This window comes from Streptomyces sp. NPDC002835 (genome assembly GCF_053591995.1).
On record NZ_JBSFUW010000002.1, the window covers coordinates 193,240 to 210,229 of the forward strand.

Below are 16,990 nucleotides of genomic sequence, written 5' to 3' on the forward strand. Positions count from 1 at the left end.
CCGGGCATCCGTGTGAGCGACACGAGCCGGAAGGCGTCAGCGCGTCTGCTGCGCCGGGACGCCGCGGGAGACGGGCTCCTCGTCGGCGGGCGTGCCCGCCGCGGCCACAGCGGCGCCCGTGAGCGTCGCCAGCATCTCGCGGACGTTGGTCAGCTGGGCGTTGATGGAGTCGCGGCGGTTGGTGAGCGCCGCCAGCTCGCGCTCCGATTCGCTGCGGATCCGGTCGGCCTTGGCGTTCGCGTCGGCCACGATGTCCTCGGCCTGGCGCTGCGCCGTCTCCACCGTCTGACGGGCGCGGCGCTCCGCGTCCGTACGCAGCTTCTCCGCCTCGAGGCGAAGCTGCTCGGCACGGTGCTCGATCTCCGCCAGGCGCTTCTCGGCCTTGGCCTGACGCGACGCCAGGTCGCGCTCCGACTGCTCGCGGCGCTTGGCGAGGTTCGTCTCGAAGTCCGCGGCGGCCTGGGCGGCCTTGGCGCGGGTCTCCTCGAAGAGCGCGTCGGCCTCCTCGCGCTTGGACTGCGCGTCCTTCTGCGCCTCGCTGCGCAGCGTCTGCGCCTCGCCCTTGGCCTTGTCGACGATGCGGACGCCCTCGTCCTCGGCCTTGGCCTTGCGCTCGGAGGCGAACGACTCGGCGTCGTTGCGCACCTGCTGGGCGGCGGACTCGGCGAGCTCACGGTGCTGGTCGGCGGCGCGACGGGCCTCCTCGCGCAGGTCCTTCGCCTCCTCCTCCGCGAGACGGAGGATCTTCTCGACACGCGCACCGAGACCCGCGTACGACGGCTCGGCGTCGCTGACCTGGGCCTGGGCGTTCTGCGTCTCGAGGTGGAGCTCCTCAATGCGCTTTTCCAGAGAGGTGATTCGGGCCAGAGCACTATCACGGTCGGCGACGAGTTTGGTAATGCGGTCGTCCACCTGACCGCGGTCGTAACCACGCCGCACGAGCTCGAAGCCGAAGGGGGAGGAAGTGTCGCTCATGGGGTTCCTGTCAATGAGACCGGTGAGGTGTTAGAGGGAATCCTAGGGGTCGAAGCGGTGTGTCATCGAGCGGATGCCGGTTTGATCTGGAGAATGTGCAGCCTTTTGAGTGGCTAGCCGTCGGATGACTTGCCACTCGAACGGGTACTCCCTGCTGACGCACCGGCCTTGACGCCGGTGGAGCCGCCGGACGGCGTCTTGCCGCCCGACGGGGCCTCGAAGGACTCCAACGCCTCCAGGACGTCCTGGACCCGCGAGATCTCCGTCTGGATGTCCTCGCGCCTGCGCACCAGTACGTCCAGCTCCCGCTTGCCCTCCTCGACGGTGCGCACCGCCTCGCGGTCCGCCTCCGCCTTGGCGCGCTCGCCCTCGCGGATCAGCTCGGCCTTCTTCTGCTCGGCCTCCTTGAGGAGCCCCTCCGCCTTCTTCACGGCGGCGATCCTGACCTTGCTCGCCTCCGAATTGGCGTCGGCCAGCAGGTCCTTGGACTTCGCCGCGGCCTCCGCGCGCTGTTCCTCTGCCGCCTTGACCAGATTGTCGACGCGCTCGCCGGCCGTCTTCATCTGCTCGGAGGTCTCCCGGCGGGCACGCTCGTGCAGCTCCTCGATCTCGCTCTCCACCCGGGCCCGCAGCTCCTCGCCGCGTTCCCTTATGGCCGTCGCGTCGCGCCGGGCGCCCACGAGCAGCTCGTCGGCGTCCGTACGGGCCTTCTCCACCAACGAGTTGCCCTCGACCGTCGCCTCCGCGACCAGCCGCTCCGCCTCCTTGCGGGCCGCGCCGACCATCGTGTCGGCCTGCTCCTCGGCCTCGGTGGCGGCGCGCAGCGCCTCCTCCTGGGCCTTGGCGATGAGCTGGTCGGCCTGCTCCGCCGCGTCCGCACGGCGCTTGGACGCCGCCTGCCGCGCCTCGTCGAGCAGCCGGTCCGCCTCCGCGCGGGCCTCGGCGCGCAGCCGCTCGACCGCCGCCTCCGTCTCGGCGCGGTGCCGCTCGGCCTCGGCCCGGATGCGCTCCGCCGCCTGCTGCGCGGATCCCACCGTCTCCGCGGCCTCGGCACGCAGCCGCTCCGCGTCGCCGTTCGCCTCCGCCCGCAGCCGCTCCGCGTCGCTCGTGGCGTCCGCCAGCAGCCGCTTCGTCTCCGCGGCGGTCTCCGACGTGATCCGCTCCGCCTCGCCGCGCGCCTCGCCGATGAGCTGGTCGGCCTGCTCGGCCGCGTCGGCACGCCGCTTGTCCGCCGCCTGCCGCGCCTCGTCGAGCACCTGCTCGCGGTCGGCCCGCACGGCCGCCCGGAGCTCCTCGATCTCGGCCTCGCCGTCCACCTTGATCTGCTCGGCCTCGGTGAGCAGCCGGGTCGCCTCCGCGTCGGCCGACGCACGCAGCTCCGCCGCCTCGGAACGCAGCCGCTCGCTCTCGCTCGCTGCCTCGTTGATCAGCAGGTCCGCCTGCGACGCGGCCTCCGAACGGATCCGGTTGGCGTCCTCCCGGGCCTGGGCCCGGGTCCGTGCCGCGTCCTGCTCGGCGGACGCGGCGGCGTCCGCCGCCTCGGTCCGCATCCGCTGCGCGTACTCGGCGGTCTCCGTACGCAGCCGGTCCGCCTCGGTGATCGCCTCCGTGACGGTCCGCTCGGCGAGCGCCTGCGCGGCGTCCGTCTCCTCCTGGGCGCGGGACCGCAGCCGGCCGGCGTCCTCCGCGGCGCGCTCGCGCTCCGCGTACGCGTCGGCGCGGACCCGGTCCGCCTCCTCCTGCGCCTCTGTCCTGATGCGCTCCGCCGAGTGCTCGGCGGCGCTGCGCAGCCCGGCGATCTCGAGCTCGGCCTGCTCCTGCAGCCCGGCGACGGAGTCCCGCACCTGCTGGGCCGTCTGCTGGGCGGACGACACCATGTCGGTGGCACGCCGGTCGGCCTCCTCGACCAGCCGTTGTGCCTCGGTCTGCGCCTCCTCGACCCGGTTGCGGGCGGACGCGAGGAGCTCCTCGCTCTGCTCGCGGGCCCGTTCGCGCTCCTGGCCGGCCTCCGCGCGCGCCGAGTCGAGGGTCTCCTCGGCCTCCCGGCGGCGGCGGGCCGCCTCTTCCTGGGCGGCCGCCAGCGCCTCCGCGGCCTCCGTGCCGACCCGCTCGGCGGCGGCCGCGGCCTCGGCCCGTACCCGGTCGGCGGTCTCCTGGGCCTCGGTCTTGAGCCGCTCGGCCTCCGCGGCGGCGTCGCTGTGCAGCCGTACGGCGACGGCCTCGGCCTCGGCGCGGGCCGCCGAGGCGTCGGACGCGGCCTCGGTCCGCAGCCGCTCCGCCTCCTGCTCGGCCTGCTCCTGGAGCGCGCGCAGCCGCTCGCCGGCCTCGGCGCGCAGCCGCTCGGTCTCCTCCGCCGCCTCCCGGCGGATCCGCTCGCCCTCGCCGCGGGCCTCGGCCAGCCGCTCCTCCGCGGCGGCGAGCCGTGCCTCCGCCTCGGTGTGCAGCCGGGTCAGTTCCTCGGCCGCCTCCGCCTGGCGGGCCGCTATGCCGCGCTCGGTCTCCTCGCGCAGTTCGGCCGCGGCCGTCTCGGCCGCCGTGCGCACACCGTCGGCCTGCTCCTCGGCCTCCGCGCGCAGCCGGTCGGCCTCCGCGCGGGTGCGCTCCAGCGTCTCCTCGGCCTGCTTGCGCAGGGTAGTGGCGCGCTCGATGGCCTCCGTACGGACCTTCTCGCTGTCGGTGCCGGCCTTGGAGCGCAGTTCGTCGGCGTCGGTACGCGCCTTGGTCAGCAGCTCCTCCGCGGTGCTCGCCGCCTCCTCGATCTGCTGGACGGCCTCCCGGCGGGCCTCGCCGCGGATCCGCTCGCCCTCGGCGACGGCCTCCGCGCGCAGCTGCTCGGCCTCCCCGCGCAGCCGGCGGGCCTCCTCCTGGAGCTCGACCGTCTTGGCGCGGTACTCCTTGGTGTCGTCCTTGGCGGCGCCCTTGAGCTGGTCGGCCTGTTCCGCGGCCTCGCCGCGCAGCCGGTCCGCCTCCGCCTCGGCCTCGCGCCGGATGCGCTCGGCCTCCTCGCTCGCCGCGCGGGTGGTGGCCCTGGCGTCCTCGGACGCCTTGGTCAGCACCTCCTCCGCGGTGCGGGCGGCCTTCGCGAGCGCCGCGGCGGAGTCCTCCGCGACGGCGGCCCTGGCCTTCTCGGTCGCCGCCTCGACCATCTTCTCGGCCTCGGCGCGGGCGTCGGCGAGCGCCTGCTCCGCCTCGGCCTTGAGGGTCTCGGACTCCTTGGTCGCCTCTTCGACGAGCCGCGCGATCTGCGCCTTGGCCGTACGGGTGCGCTGCTCGTTGACCGACTCGGCCGAAGAAAGCTGCTTGGCCGCCGACTCCTTGGCCTCGTTGAGCAGCTTGTCCGACTCGGCGCGCGCCTCGCGCAGCTTCTCCTCGGCCTCCTGCATCCGCTGCTCCGCGGCGCGGCTGAGCTCCGTGGCGTGCTGGCGGGCCTGGTCGGACTCGGCGGTGGTCGACGAACGCAGCTGCTCGGCGTGGGTGGTGGCCTCCTGCGCCTGGCTGGACGCGGCATTCAGCAGCCGCTCCGCGTCCTTGCGGGCGCGCAGCAGGATCGCCTCCGCCTCGGCGCGGGCGGTCTCCGCCTCGGAACCGAGCCGTCGGCGGGCCTCCTCGGCGATACGGGCGGCCTCCGCGCGGGCGGCGGCGAGCGACTGCTCGGCCTCCGCGCGGGACTCCTCCAGCAGCCGGTGGGCCTGCGACTCGCTGCGCGCGCGCAGCTGCTCGGCCCAGGCGACGTTCTCGTTGACGTGCGACTCGACGGTCTGGCGCCGTTCGGCCAGCTCCTGGTCGAGACGCTGCCTGCGCTGCACGGCCTCTGCGTGCAGCTCGGCCTGGAGCCTGGCCTGGTGCTCGGCGTGCTCCTGGAGGATGCGCTGGGTCTGCGCCCGCACCTCACGCAGTTCACGCTCGGCGTCCTGGCGGAGCTGGTCGGCCTGGATCTGGGCGTTCCGCAGCAACTGCTCGGCCTGGTAACCGATGTCGGCGCTGTCGTAGGCCGGACGGGAGGCGAGATTGCGCCGTGCCTCGTGGAGTTTGGCGCGCAAGACCTCGACCTGGTAGCCGAGGTCCTCGGCGTGCTGGACGGCCTTCTCCCGCTCGGTCTTCAGCCGGTCCATCTCGGCTTCGAACCGCGAGAGGTGGTCGTCGTCAGCTCGGTGGCTCTCCTGGCGTTCGTAGCCCCGCACTGCGCGGTCCCATCCGTCCCCTGGTCGCAACTGTCTCCAAGCGAGCACCGTTCGCCGGCGAACGGCCCCCCGGGGAATGGTGACAGATCAACGACGGAGACGCGGCACGGCCCCGACCCGGCCCCGGCCCGGAACGGCCCACTCTACCGGGCCGGGAATCCTCAGGTCAGTGCTCCGTTGCAGACGTGACGAGTTCGGTGAGAACGCCGTGGCAGTCCTTGGGGTGGAGGAAGGTGATCCGGGACCCCATGGACCCGGTCCGCGGCTCGTCGTACAGCACCCGTACTCCCTTGCCGCGGATGTCCTCCGCGTCCGCGTCCACGTCGGCGGTGCCGAAGGCGATGTGGTGGACGCCCTCGCCGTTCTTGGCCAGCCACTTGCCGACCGCGGAGTCCTCGCGGGTGGGCTCGAGCAGCTGGAGGTAGGAGGCGCCGCCGTCGGACGTCTCGTTGATCTTGAGCATGGCCTCCCGCACGCCCTGCTCCTCGTTGATCTCCGAGTGGAACACCTCGAAGCCGTATGTGGCCCGGTAGAACTCGACGGTCTTGTCGAGGTCGAAGCAGGCGATCCCGATGTGGTCGATTCGCGTCAGCATCCGACCAGTGCAGCGTCACCCGGGCGGTTACGCAACGTGCGCGCCGTCACACCGGTCGGCCGGTGACCCGGAGCAGTACCGCTCAGTACATTTGAGTAAACCCTCGTTCACTCCTCAGCCTCGGCTGAAAGGGGATCGTCCTCATGTCAGGAACGACCGGCACCACCTCCGTGATCGTTGCGGGAGCCCGTACTCCCATGGGCCGTCTGCTCGGCTCCCTCAAGTCCTTCTCCGGTGCCGACCTCGGCGGCTTCGCCATCAAGGCCGCGCTCGACCGGGCGGGCATCGGCGGCGACCAGGTGCAGTATGTGATCATGGGCCAGGTGCTCCAGGCCGGCGCGGGCCAGATCCCGGCACGCCAGGCCGCCGTCAAGGCGGGCATCCCGATGAACGTCCCCGCTCTCACCGTCAACAAGGTGTGCCTGTCGGGCCTCGACGCCATCGCGCTCGCCGACCAGCTGATCCGCGTCGGCGAGTTCGACATCGTCGTCGCCGGCGGCCAGGAGTCCATGACCAACGCGCCGCATCTGCTGCCGAAGTCCCGGGAGGGCTACAAGTACGGCGCGATCGAGATGCTCGACTCGATGGCGCACGACGGCCTGACCGACTCCTTCGAGAACGTCGCCATGGGCGAGTCCACGGAGAAGCACAACACCCGCCTCGGCATCCCGCGCGAAGTCCAGGACGAGATCGCCGCGCTCTCCCACCAGCGGGCCGCCGCCGCGCAGAAGAACGGCCTCTTCGAGGCGGAGATCACGCCCGTCGAGATCCCGCAGCGCAAGGGCGACCCGATCCTCTTCGCCAAGGACGAGGGCATCCGCGCGGAGACGACCGCCGAGTCGCTCGGCAGGCTGCGCCCCGCGTTCGCCAAGGACGGCACCATCACCGCCGGCACGTCCTCGCAGATCTCCGACGGCGCCGCGGCCGTCGTCGTGATGAGCAAGGCCAAGGCCGAGGAGCTGGGCCTCGAGTGGATCGCCGAGATCGGCGCCCACGGCAATGTGGCCGGTCCGGACAACTCGCTCCAGTCCCAGCCGTCCAACGCCATCCGGCACGCGCTGAAAAAGGAGAACCTGGACGTCTCCGACCTGGACCTCATCGAGATCAACGAGGCGTTCGCGGCCGTCGCCCACCAGTCAATGAAGGACCTCGGCGTCACACCGGAAAAGGTGAACGTGAACGGCGGCGCGATCGCGCTCGGCCACCCCATCGGCATGTCCGGCGCGCGCGTGGTGCTCCACCTGGCGCTGGAGCTGAAGCGCCGCGGCGGCGGCGTCGGCGCGGCGGCGCTGTGCGGCGGCGGCGGTCAGGGCGACGCGCTGATCGTCCGCGTCCCGGCCAAGTAGTCCTAGAGAAAACGGAGCAGCACGATGGTGGACGTCCCCGAACTCGTCGCCCAGGCACGTGAGGGCAGGCCACGGGCCGTGGCCCGGCTGATCTCACTCGTCGAGGGGGCGTCCCCGCAGCTCCGGGAGGTCATGGCGGCGCTCGCGCCGCTGACCGGAGGCGCGTACGTGGTCGGCCTGACGGGCTCGCCCGGCGTCGGCAAGTCCACGTCCACCTCCGCGCTGGTCTCCGCCTACCGCAAGGCCGGGAAACGGGTCGGCGTCCTCGCCGTCGACCCGTCCTCGCCCTTCTCGGGCGGGGCGCTGCTCGGCGACCGCGTCCGGATGTCGGACCACGCGTCCGACCCGGGCGTCTACATCCGCTCCATGGCCACCCGCGGCCATCTGGGCGGCCTGGCCTGGTCCGCGCCGCAGGCCGTCCGCGTCCTCGACGCGGCCGGCTGCGACGTGATCCTCGTCGAGACGGTCGGCGTCGGCCAGTCCGAGGTGGAGATCGCCTCCCAGGCCGACACGTCCGTGGTGCTCCTCGCGCCGGGCATGGGCGACGGCATCCAGGCCGCGAAGGCGGGCATCCTGGAGATCGGCGACGTGTACGTCGTGAACAAGGCCGACCGGGACGGCGCGGACGCGACGGCCCGCGAGCTCAACCACATGCTCGGCCTCGGCGAGGCCCGCGGCCCGGGCGACTGGCGCCCGCCGATCGTGAAGACGGTCGCCGCGCGGGGCGAGGGCATCGACGAGGTCGTCGAGGCGCTGGAGAAGCACCGGGCGTGGATGGAGGAGCACGGCGTCCTCTCCGAGCGCCGTGCCCGCCGGGCGGCGACGGAGGTCGAGACGATCGCGGTCACAGCTTTGCGGGAACGCATCGGCGACCTGCACGGCGACCGCCGGCTGGGCGCGCTGGCGGAGCGCATCGTCGCGGGCGAGCTGGACCCGTACCGGGCGGCGGACGAGCTGGTGGCGGGGCTGACGGAGTCGTAGGCGGGGTGCGTGGGCGCCTGCGGCGGGGCTTGTTCCCCTACCCTCCCCCTGCGACCTGGCGGCCGCGGGGGCCCCACCTTCCCGCAACCGGGCTCTGCCCGGACCGGCGCCTCAATCTCCCCCCACGGCCGCCAGGCCGTAGGGGGAGAACGAGGCGCAGGGCTCGGGGCAGCGCCCCGACAAGACCGGCCGACCCGGCCCCGCCGGCGTTTGAGGTGCACGGGTACGGGCCGGCGTACGTCCGGCCCGGGCGGCTAGAGCTTGCCGCGGCGGCCGCGGAGGTGGTCGGCGACCGGGGTCAGGGACTCGCGGAGGTCCGCCAGGGCCTCCGGCGACAGCAGGTCGATGAAGTGCCTGCGCACCGACGCCACATGGTGCGGCGCGACCTTCTGCATCGTCGCCACGCCCTCGTCGGTGAGCACCGCGTACAGCCCGCGCCGGTCCGACTCGCAGTTCGCGCGCCGTACGAGGCCGGCGTTCTCCATGCGGGTGACCTGGTGCGAGAGGCGGCTCTTGGACTGGAGCGTGGCCGCCGCGAGGTCGCTCATCCGCATCCGCCGGTCCGGGGACTCGGAGAGGTTGACCAGGATCTCGTAGTCGTTGATGGTCAGGCCGAACGGCTGGAGGTCCTTCTCGAGCTGGTGCATCAACAGTTTGTTGACTTCCAGATGCGTGCGCCACGTGCGCTGCTCGTCATCGGTCAGCCAGCGAGTGGCCGTCTCGGTCTCCATATATGGATTCTACCTAAGAAGTTGAAAAGCGGACGAAGTCGGGGGCTGTGACGTCTGGCACCCCGTACGCCCTGCGGGTGTACGGGGGCGCAGACGTTCGACGTCACACTCCGCAGACTACCGCTCACAGCCCGAAGCGACGCTGGAGGTCCCCCAGCTGGCCGGGAAGGCGTGGTTGCGCACCGGGCCGTCCGGCCGCACCGCCCGCCCCGTGGCCGCCCGGAACGCCCGGCTCCGCACCGACCCGGCCGATCGGCTGCTCCGGCATCAGCGCCTCGCTGGACTGCAGCAGCACCGTCCCCGCGCCGGCGAACTCGAACTGGTGCTCCTCGCCCGACGCCCCGCCGATCCCGGTCAGCGCCCGCACCCCGCCCATGACCCCGGTCATATAGCCGTGGTCGTAGTGGTGGCAGGGCGACGGGCAGTCCGCCCAGCCCACCAGGGCCTGCGGATCCACTCGGATCGGCGGCTCCATGAAGACCACCGGCCCGTTCGACGCGGCCACGAACTTGCCCGTGCCGATCAGCGTCAGGAACCCCGGCACGATCGACTGCTTCAGCGCCAGGGACGGCTGGTACGCCAGCAGATTGCCGGACCGGATGGTCAGGTTGCCGTCGTCGAGATCGAAGGAGTTCACGTCGAACGCGCGGTCCGCCAGCAGCATCTTGCCGCTGCCCTCCGCCACCACCCAGTCGCTCGCGTGCAGCGGCGAGTGGAACGACGTCCGCAGCAGCCGGTCGAGACGGCCGTGGCCGATTCCGTTGAAGTCGATCCGCCCGTAGTAGGCGATCATCTTGCCCTTCTGCAGGAACCACTGGGAGCCCTTGAGCTCCACGCAGAAGGTGTACGAGTTGACGTTGTCGTCGCTCGGCAGCGTCATCGGGTCGAAGGTCCCCTGGGGCCCAGGGGCCCCGGGGATGCCCCATACCGGGGTGCTCACAGTTTCTCCTCCGACGCCTGGACGTACACCGCACCGCTGCCGCTCAGCTCGAGCTGGAACGCCTCGCCCGAGCCGCGCCCCACCATGTCGCGCCAGCCGAGCGCCGTGGAGAGCTTGTTCCGTACGTCGCCGTGGTGCGCGACGTACGCCTGCGGGTCCACGTGCACCGGGCGCTGGGGTGTGATCGCCAGCTCGATGACACCGCCGTGGGCCATCACCGCGACCGCGCCGTGCCCCTGGAGGGTCGTGGTGAACAGGCCCTGGCCCGTCACCTGCCCGCGCACCATGCCCATGACCCCGCCCTCGGAGCCCATGAACATCGTGCCCTGGTGGAGCGTGCCGTCGAAGGCGAGCAGCCGGTCGGCCTCCACGTAGAGGGTGTCGCCCGACAGCTGTACGACCTGGATGTGGTGGCCGCCGTGGCCGAACATCACCGTGCCGTTGCCCTCGACGGTCATCAGCGGTGTCGCCTCGTTCGCCACCCGGCGGCCGATCATCGACGACAGTCCGCCCTGGCCGCCGGTCAGGTTCGGGGTGAAGCTGACGTCGCCCTTGTAGGCGAGCATCGCGCCGCGCTGGCTGAACATCTTCTGGCCGGGCGTCACGGTCGCCTCGACCATCCTGGAGTTGATCTCACGGAACGGCATCAGACGTCGCCTCCGAGAGTGTTGCGCTCGCTGGGCTGCACGTAGACCAGCCCGTCGCCCTCGAAGCGGATCTGGAACGCCTCGCCGCCGCCCTCGCCGAGGAAGGTGCGGAACGTCACACCGGACTGGAAGTCCTGCCGCAGACTGCCCTGGTGGGCGATGTACGCGCCGGGGTCGACGGAGAGCGGGTACTGGGGCGTCACCCGCAGCACCACGGCCGTGCCGTCGGACATGATCGCCACCTGACCGGTGCCCTCGACGGTGGTCGTGAACAGGCCGTTGCCGCTCGCGCCCCCGCGCAGCCCCGTGAACGTCGTGCCGGTGCGCAGCGCGCCGTCGGTGCACAGGAGGTTGCTCGACTCGACGTAGAGCGTGTCGCCGTGCAGCTGCACCAGGTTGATCTCGCTCGCCCGGTCGGCGAAGTAGCAGGTGCCCTGCCCCTTCACCTCCATCATGGTCATCTGCTCGCCGGTGAGCCGGCGGGTGACCATGCCGCGGATTCCCTCACCGCCCCCGGTCATCTTCTTGAAGGCCATCTGGCCGTCGTACGCGACCATCGACCCGTTCTTCGCCTTGACGGTGTCGCCGGCCAGGTCGACCGCGAGCACCTTGCTCTCTTGGAGCCGGAACATTGCCACGGACCGACGTTATCGGGTCACAACGGCGCAGGGCAGGGTCCTGGAGGAGGATCCCGACCCTGACAAAGAGTTCGTAAAGTGGGCTGCCACAATGGTCCGGAAGTTTGTGCATGCATTCACAAGATCCATGCCACCGACCCTCCATCCCAACGAAGGTGAACCGTGGACATCAAGACCGCCGCCTCCCTCCACCGCCTGCGCCTCGTCTCCGCGCCGGAGGCCGTCTCGTTCCTCCTGCTGCTCGTCTGCTCGGTGCTCAAGCGCACGACGGACTTCAACGCGGTCCCGGTGATGGGCGCGGTCCACGGCCTGCTCTTCGTCCTGTACGTGCTCTTCTGGCTGGACGCCTGGAACCGCACCAAGTGGGACCTGAAGACCGCGGCGCTCTACTTCGTCCTCTCCGTCCTGCCCTTCGGCGGCTTCTTCGCCGACCGCAGGCTCAGGCGCGAGGCCGACGACGCGGTCGCCGCCTCCCGCACCCGCCGCGAGGACACGGTCGAGGCATGATCGTCGCCTTCTCCGTCACGCCCCTGGGGGTGGGCGAGGACGTGGGGGAGTACGTCGCCGACGCGGTCCGCGTCGTGCGGGAGTCGGGGCTGCCCAACCGCACGGACGCGATGTTCACCTCGATCGAGGGTGACTGGGACGAGGTGATGGACGTGGTGAAGCGCGCGGTCGCCGCCGTCGAGGCCCGGGCGCCGCGCGTCTCCCTCGTCCTCAAGGCCGACGTCCGGCCCGGCGTCACCGACGGCCTCACGTCCAAGGTCGACACCGTCGAGCGGCACCTCTCCGCCTGACCGCCGCCGAGCCCCCGGCCCGCACTCCGCGGGTCCGGGGGCTTTCCCGCGGGTCAGGAACCGCCGGGCTGCGGCCCCGCGAGCGCCATGCCCAGCGGCGTCCGCTCGTACAGCACCTGGTGGCCGTACCGGCGCGAGGTCAGCAGGCCCGCCGCCCGCAGCACCGACAGGTGCGCGGACACGGACGAGGGCGCCAGCCCCAGCAGCCGCGCCAGCGCCGACGTCGACGCCGGCTCACCGAGCGCGCAGAGCACGTCCGCCCTCGCCCGGCCGAGGAGCGCGGCCAGCGCCGCCGGGGTGCGGTCCGCCGGCGGCGACCAGAGAGCGCCGACACCGCGCGCCGGATAGACGACCGCCGGCTGCCACGGCGGCTCGAAGCCGCTGATCACATCCGGCCAGCAGAACACGCTCGGCATCAGCACCAGCCCCTGCCCGTCGAGTGACCGCACATGGTCGCCGCGCATGGCGGCGATCGTCAGCGTCGTGTCCTCGAAGGCCAGCCGGGGGCTCAGCTCGCCGACCAGCCGGCCGAGGCCGCCCTCCGCGAGCCGCCGTGAGTGGTACGCGACGTCCGCCTCCAGCAGCGCGCGCAGCCGGGGCCACTCCGGTTCGATCAGGGTGTGCCAGACCTGCTCCAGCAGATCAGCCAGCCGGCCGAGGGTACGGGCCGGATCCGCGAGCAGCGAGCGCCCCAGGGGACTGTTCGAGGCGCCGGGCGTCCCGGCGAGGGCGGCGGACATGTCGGCGCGCGCCGTCCCGGGAGGGGTGGCCCGTACGACCGCGATCTCCTCCTCGAACGGGACGGCCGGACCGAGCGGCGGCGGGCAGAGGAAGTCGGGGTTGTGGCCGCCCCCAGCAGGCATCAGCAGCCACAGCGGCCGCAGGTCGAGCCCGGCCGCCGCCTCCCGGATCCGCCGCAGCCACGGCAGGTGGTAGCCGTGGCGCTCGGGCCGGGCGAGGGTGCGGACCGCCTCCTGGGTCTCCCAGAGCGGGGAGATCGCGAACCGGCAGCGCAGCAGGTCCTGCTCGGCGAAGTGGAGATGGAACGGCATGGCACCCGGCCCGGAGATTCGGCGTGAGCCGAAAGTCTAGGGCCGCCGGGCGGACGGCGCGACGCTGATCCGCATGCCGACCGAGACCCCTTCGCCCCCCGCGTCCCGGACGCCCCCGCCGGCCGCCGGCTACCGGGCCGTCTTCGCCGTGCGGGAGTTCCGTGCCGTGTTCGCCGCGCACGTCCTCTCCCTCCTCGGCGTCGTCGTCAGCGAGATCGCGCTCACCGTGCTCGTGTACGACCTGACCGGCTCGCCGCTCCTGAGCGCCCTCACCTTCGCGCTCGGCTTCCTCCCGTACCTCCTCGGCGGCACGCTCCTCGCGGGCGTCGCCGACCGCTACCCCGCCCGCCGGGTGCTCGTCGTCTGCGACCTGGTGTGCGCCGCCTGCATCGCCGTCATGGTGCTGCCCGGCACACCCGTCGCCGGCCTGCTCGCGCTGCGCTGCGCCGTCGCCGCCGTGTCGCCCGTCTTCACCGGCACGCGGATGGCCGCCCTCACGGACATCCTCGGCGAGGGCGAGCTGTACGTCCTCGGCCGCTCGCTGCTGCGGATCGTCTCCCAGAGCGCGCTGCTCGCCGGGTTCGGCGCGGGCGGACTGCTGCTCGCCGTGGTCTCCCCGCGGCAGGCGATCGGCGTGACGGCGGTGACGTTCCTCTGCTCGGCGCTGCTGCTGCGGTTCGGCACCAAGGACCGTCCGGCCCGTACGGGCGGCGGCGGGGCGCTCATGGCGGACTCACTCGCCGGGGCCCGGCTGCTCCTGCGCGACCGCCGGATCCGGGTGTTGCTGCTGTTGTTCTGGCTGCCCCCGATGTTCGTCGTCGCCCCGGAGGCGCTGGCCGCCCCGTACGCCGGGGAACTCGGCATCGGCCCCGCCGCCCTCGGCCTGCTGATGTGCGCGATGCCGGTCGGCCACATCGCCGCCGAGCTGTTCGCGGGCTCTGTGCTCAGCCCGCGCGGCCGCTCCCGGATCGTGCTGCCGGTCGCCGCCGTGGGCCTGCTGCCGCTGCTGGGCTACGCCGTGCGCCCCGGCCTGGCCTGGACGCTCGCGCTGCTGGTCCTGGCAGGAGCGGGCGCGGCGTACGTCATCGGCCTCGACCAGTGGTTCGTCGAGGCGGTCCCGGAGGAGCTGCGCGGCCGGGCGATGACGCTGCTGACGGCCGGGCTGATGACGGTCCAGGGCGTCGGCATGGCGCTGGCGGGTCTGGCAGCGGAGTTCTGGCCGGTGCACGGCGTCGTCACCGGGGCGGGAGCGCTGGGCACCCTCTGCTCGCTGGTGCTCGTCGTCCGGGCGCGCCGGGTCGGTCGGACCGGTCGGACTGTCGGATCAAAGGATGGAACGACCGAGGCGCGAGACGGGGCTGACCACCATGTGACCAGTCGGTAAGGTCGGTGCCGTGCCGAAGCCGCTCAGTCTTCCCTTCGATCCCATCGCCCGCGCCGACGAGCTCTGGCAGCAGCGCTGGGGGCCCGTGCCCTCCATGGCGGCGATCACCTCCATCATGCGCGCCCACCAGATCCTGCTCGCCGAGGTCGACGCCGTGGTCAAGCCGTACGGGCTGACCTTCGCCCGCTACGAGGCGCTGGTGCTGCTCACCTTCTCCAAGGCGGGCGAGCTCCCGATGTCCAAGATCGGCGAGCGGCTGATGGTGCACCCCACCTCCGTGACGAACACGGTCGACCGGCTCGTGCGCTCCGGCCTGGTCGACAAGCGCCCCAACCCGAACGACGGCCGCGGCACACTCGCCTCCATCACGGACAAGGGCCGCGAGGTCGTGGAGGCGGCCACCCGCGACCTGATGGCCATGGACTTCGGCCTGGGTGTGTACGACGCGGAGGAGTGCGCGGAGATCTTCGCGATGCTGCGCCCGCTGCGGGTCGCGGCGGCGGACTTCGAGGAGAAGTAGCCGGCGGATTCCGAGGGGCGGAGCCCGGGCCACCCGGGCGAAGATCGCCCCTTGCGCCCGGTTACGCTCGAAGCCATGAAAGCGAATGTGCTGACCCGCTACCGGGTGATGGCCTACATCACCGCCGTGTGGCTCCTCGTGTTCACCGGCGCGATCGTCCTGAAGTACGGGTTCGACACCGGCGACACCATGCTGATCTCGCAGATCCACGGTGTGCTCTTCATCGTCTACGTGATCTTCGCCTTCGACCTCGGCTCCAAGGCGAAGTGGCCGTTCGGCAGGCTGCTGTGGGTGCTGGCCGCGGGCTGCATCCCGTTCGCCTCGTTCTTCGTCGAGCCGAAGGTGACGCGCGAGGCGCGCGCCCTGATCGCGGGCGAGCCGGCCGCCGCGACGGCGGGGGCGTAGCAGCAGCGAAAAAGCGCCGCGAGAGGCTCGCGGCGCTTTGCCATCGACATTTACTAGGACGTCCTAGTAAATTTGAGGTATGGACGCTGACGCGATCGAGGAAGGCCGCCGACGCTGGCAGGCCCGTTACGACAAGGCCCGCAAGCGGGACGCAGACTTCACCACCCTCTCCGGGGACGAGGTCGAGCCCGTCTACGGCCCCCGCCCCGGGGACACGTACGACGGATTCGAGCGCATCGGCTGGCCCGGTGAGTACCCCTTCACCCGCGGGCTGCACCCCACCGGGTACCGCGGCCGCACCTGGACCATCCGGCAGTTCGCCGGCTTCGGCAACGCCGAGCAGACCAACGAGCGCTACAAGATGATCCTCGCCGCCGGCGGCGGCGGGCTCTCCGTCGCCTTCGACATGCCCACCCTCATGGGCCGCGACTCCGACGAGCCGCGCTCCCTGGGCGAGGTCGGCCACTGCGGCGTCGCCATCGACTCGGCCGCCGACATGGAGCTCCTGTTCAAGGACATCCCCCTCGGCGACGTGACGACGTCGATGACGATCTCCGGCCCGGCGGTCCCGGTCTTCTGCATGTACCTGGTCGCCGCGGAGCGCCAGGGCGTCGACCCGGGCGTGCTCAACGGCACGCTGCAGACCGACATCTTCAAGGAGTACATCGCGCAGAAGGAGTGGCTCTTCCAGCCCGAGCCGCATCTGCGCCTCATCGGCGACCTGATGGAGCACTGCGCGCAGGGCATCCCCGCGTACAAGCCCCTGTCGGTCTCCGGCTACCACATCCGCGAGGCCGGTGCGACGGCCGCGCAGGAGCTCGCGTACACCCTCGCGGACGGCTTCGGTTACGTGGAGCTGGGCCTGTCCCGCGGCCTGGACGTCGACACCTTCGCGCCCGGCCTGTCCTTCTTCTTCGACGCACACCTCGACTTCTTCGAGGAGATCGCCAAGTTCCGTGCCGCACGGCGGATCTGGGCGCGCTGGATGAAGGAGGTGTACGGCGCGCAGACCGACAAGGCGCAGTGGCTGCGCTTCCACACCCAGACAGCCGGTGTCTCCCTCACCGCCCAGCAGCCGTACAACAACGTCGTGCGCACGGCGGTCGAGGCGCTGTCCGCGGTCCTCGGCGGCACCAACTCGCTGCACACCAACGCCCTCGACGAGACCCTCGCCCTCCCCAGCGAGCAGGCCGCCGAGATCGCGCTGCGCACCCAGCAGGTGCTGATGGAGGAGACCGGCGTCGCCAACGTCGCCGACCCGCTGGGCGGTTCGTGGTACGTCGAGCAGCTCACCGACCGCATCGAGGCCGAAGCGGAGAAGATCTTCGACCAGATCCGCGAGCGCGGCCGCCGGGCGCACCCCGACGGGCAGCACCCGATCGGTCCGATCACCTCGGGCATCCTGCGCGGCATCGAGGACGGCTGGTTCACCGGCGAGATCGCCGAATCGGCCTTCCGCTACCAGCAGTCCCTCGAGAAGGGCGAGAAGAAGGTCGTCGGCGTCAACACCGCCACCGGCTCGGTCACCGGCGACCTGGAGATCCTCCGGGTCAGCCACGAGGTCGAGCGGGAGCAGGTGCGGGTGCTGGCCGAGCGCAAGGCGGGCCGCGACGACGCGCTCGTCCAGTCCTCGCTCCAGGCCATGCTCGCCGCCGCCCGCGACGGTTCGAACATGATCGGCCCGATGCTGGACGCCGTACGGGCGGAGGCCACGCTGGGCGAGATCTGCGGCGTCCTGCGCGACGAGTGGGGCGTCTACACGGAGCCGCCGGGCTTCTGAGCCGGCCCGCCGGCCTGC

At 72.1% G+C, this 16,990-nt stretch carries 16 protein-coding genes; 8 read left to right on the top strand and 8 right to left on the bottom strand.

Annotation, left to right across the window (positions count from 1 at the left end; translation table 11 throughout):
* Positions 1 to 36 precede the first annotated feature (36 nt).
* The 3 genes from ACWD01_RS03670 to mce all read right to left on the bottom strand — a co-directional run bounded on the left by ACWD01_RS03670 (position 37) and on the right by mce (position 5,751).
* On the bottom strand, positions 37 to 975 hold the full coding sequence (locus ACWD01_RS03670; RefSeq protein WP_356892674.1) for a coiled-coil domain-containing protein: 939 nt from the start codon (positions 973 to 975) through the stop codon (positions 37 to 39).
* Between the two features lie 113 nt (positions 976 to 1,088).
* A complete protein-coding gene (scy, locus tag ACWD01_RS03675; RefSeq protein WP_451157682.1) occupies positions 1,089 to 5,156 on the bottom strand; it encodes a polarized growth protein Scy in 4,068 nt (1,355 codons plus the stop codon).
* A 166-nt stretch (positions 5,157 to 5,322) separates the two neighbouring features.
* On the bottom strand, positions 5,323 to 5,751 hold the full coding sequence (gene mce / locus ACWD01_RS03680; protein ID WP_451157684.1) for a methylmalonyl-CoA epimerase: 429 nt from the start codon (positions 5,749 to 5,751) through the stop codon (positions 5,323 to 5,325).
* Between the two features lie 143 nt (positions 5,752 to 5,894).
* Here mce and ACWD01_RS03685 point away from each other — a divergent pair, with 143 nt between their 5' ends.
* Both ACWD01_RS03685 and meaB read left to right on the top strand, forming a co-directional pair.
* Positions 5,895 to 7,097 carry an acetyl-CoA C-acetyltransferase gene (locus ACWD01_RS03685; protein ID WP_451157686.1) on the top strand — a complete coding sequence of 401 codons (1,203 nt, stop codon included), beginning with the start codon at positions 5,895 to 5,897 and terminating at the stop codon, positions 7,095 to 7,097.
* 24 nt (positions 7,098 to 7,121) lie between these two features.
* Positions 7,122 to 8,078: a methylmalonyl Co-A mutase-associated GTPase MeaB gene (meaB, locus tag ACWD01_RS03690; RefSeq protein WP_451157688.1), complete on the top strand. Its 957-nt coding sequence runs from the start codon at positions 7,122 to 7,124 to the stop codon at positions 8,076 to 8,078.
* 254 nt (positions 8,079 to 8,332) lie between these two features.
* Here the strand turns inward: meaB and ACWD01_RS03695 are convergent, their stop codons facing one another.
* The 4 genes from ACWD01_RS03695 to ACWD01_RS03710 form a co-directional block, all read right to left on the bottom strand.
* Positions 8,333 to 8,809: a MarR family winged helix-turn-helix transcriptional regulator gene (locus tag ACWD01_RS03695; RefSeq protein ID WP_356892684.1), complete on the bottom strand. Its 477-nt coding sequence runs from the start codon at positions 8,807 to 8,809 to the stop codon at positions 8,333 to 8,335.
* Between the two features lie 124 nt (positions 8,810 to 8,933).
* The gene (locus ACWD01_RS03700) at positions 8,934 to 9,689 is read right to left on the bottom strand and encodes an AIM24 family protein (RefSeq protein ID WP_451157884.1); all 756 of its coding nucleotides are present in this window, start codon (positions 9,687 to 9,689) and stop codon (positions 8,934 to 8,936) included.
* A gap of 56 nt (positions 9,690 to 9,745) precedes the next feature.
* Complete coding sequence (locus ACWD01_RS03705; protein ID WP_451157690.1) at positions 9,746 to 10,396, bottom strand: AIM24 family protein; 651 nt, start codon at positions 10,394 to 10,396, stop codon at positions 9,746 to 9,748.
* Positions 10,396 to 11,028, bottom strand: coding sequence for an AIM24 family protein (locus ACWD01_RS03710; protein ID WP_356892951.1), 633 nt, complete (start codon positions 11,026 to 11,028; stop codon positions 10,396 to 10,398). The genes ACWD01_RS03705 and ACWD01_RS03710 overlap by 1 nt, the downstream gene beginning before the upstream one ends.
* A gap of 168 nt (positions 11,029 to 11,196) precedes the next feature.
* Here ACWD01_RS03710 and ACWD01_RS03715 point away from each other — a divergent pair, with 168 nt between their 5' ends.
* Positions 11,197 to 11,541 carry a DUF3817 domain-containing protein gene (locus ACWD01_RS03715; protein WP_451157692.1) on the top strand — a complete coding sequence of 115 codons (345 nt, stop codon included), beginning with the start codon at positions 11,197 to 11,199 and terminating at the stop codon, positions 11,539 to 11,541.
* A complete protein-coding gene (locus tag ACWD01_RS03720) occupies positions 11,538 to 11,831 on the top strand; it encodes an MTH1187 family thiamine-binding protein (RefSeq protein WP_451157694.1) in 294 nt (97 codons plus the stop codon). Before ACWD01_RS03715 ends, ACWD01_RS03720 begins: the two co-directional genes overlap by 4 nt.
* 53 nt (positions 11,832 to 11,884) lie before the next feature.
* Here the strand turns inward: ACWD01_RS03720 and ACWD01_RS03725 are convergent, their stop codons facing one another.
* Positions 11,885 to 12,883 (bottom strand): DUF5937 family protein, encoded by a 999-nt coding sequence (locus ACWD01_RS03725; RefSeq protein ID WP_451157696.1) that lies wholly within the window; start codon positions 12,881 to 12,883, stop codon positions 11,885 to 11,887.
* A 73-nt stretch (positions 12,884 to 12,956) separates the two neighbouring features.
* Here ACWD01_RS03725 and ACWD01_RS03730 point away from each other — a divergent pair, with 73 nt between their 5' ends.
* The 4 genes from ACWD01_RS03730 to ACWD01_RS03745 all read left to right on the top strand — a co-directional run bounded on the left by ACWD01_RS03730 (position 12,957) and on the right by ACWD01_RS03745 (position 16,972).
* Positions 12,957 to 14,267 carry an MFS transporter gene (locus tag ACWD01_RS03730; RefSeq protein ID WP_451157698.1) on the top strand — a complete coding sequence of 437 codons (1,311 nt, stop codon included), beginning with the start codon at positions 12,957 to 12,959 and terminating at the stop codon, positions 14,265 to 14,267.
* A 10-nt stretch (positions 14,268 to 14,277) separates the two neighbouring features.
* Positions 14,278 to 14,787, top strand: a complete 510-nt coding sequence (locus ACWD01_RS03735) for a MarR family winged helix-turn-helix transcriptional regulator (RefSeq protein WP_451157700.1) — start codon at positions 14,278 to 14,280, stop codon at positions 14,785 to 14,787.
* 75 nt (positions 14,788 to 14,862) lie between these two features.
* Positions 14,863 to 15,192: a DUF3817 domain-containing protein gene (locus tag ACWD01_RS03740; protein ID WP_451157702.1), complete on the top strand. Its 330-nt coding sequence runs from the start codon at positions 14,863 to 14,865 to the stop codon at positions 15,190 to 15,192.
* Between the two features lie 79 nt (positions 15,193 to 15,271).
* On the top strand, positions 15,272 to 16,972 hold the full coding sequence (locus tag ACWD01_RS03745) for an acyl-CoA mutase large subunit family protein (protein WP_451157704.1): 1,701 nt from the start codon (positions 15,272 to 15,274) through the stop codon (positions 16,970 to 16,972).
* Positions 16,973 to 16,990: the final 18 nt, after the last annotated feature.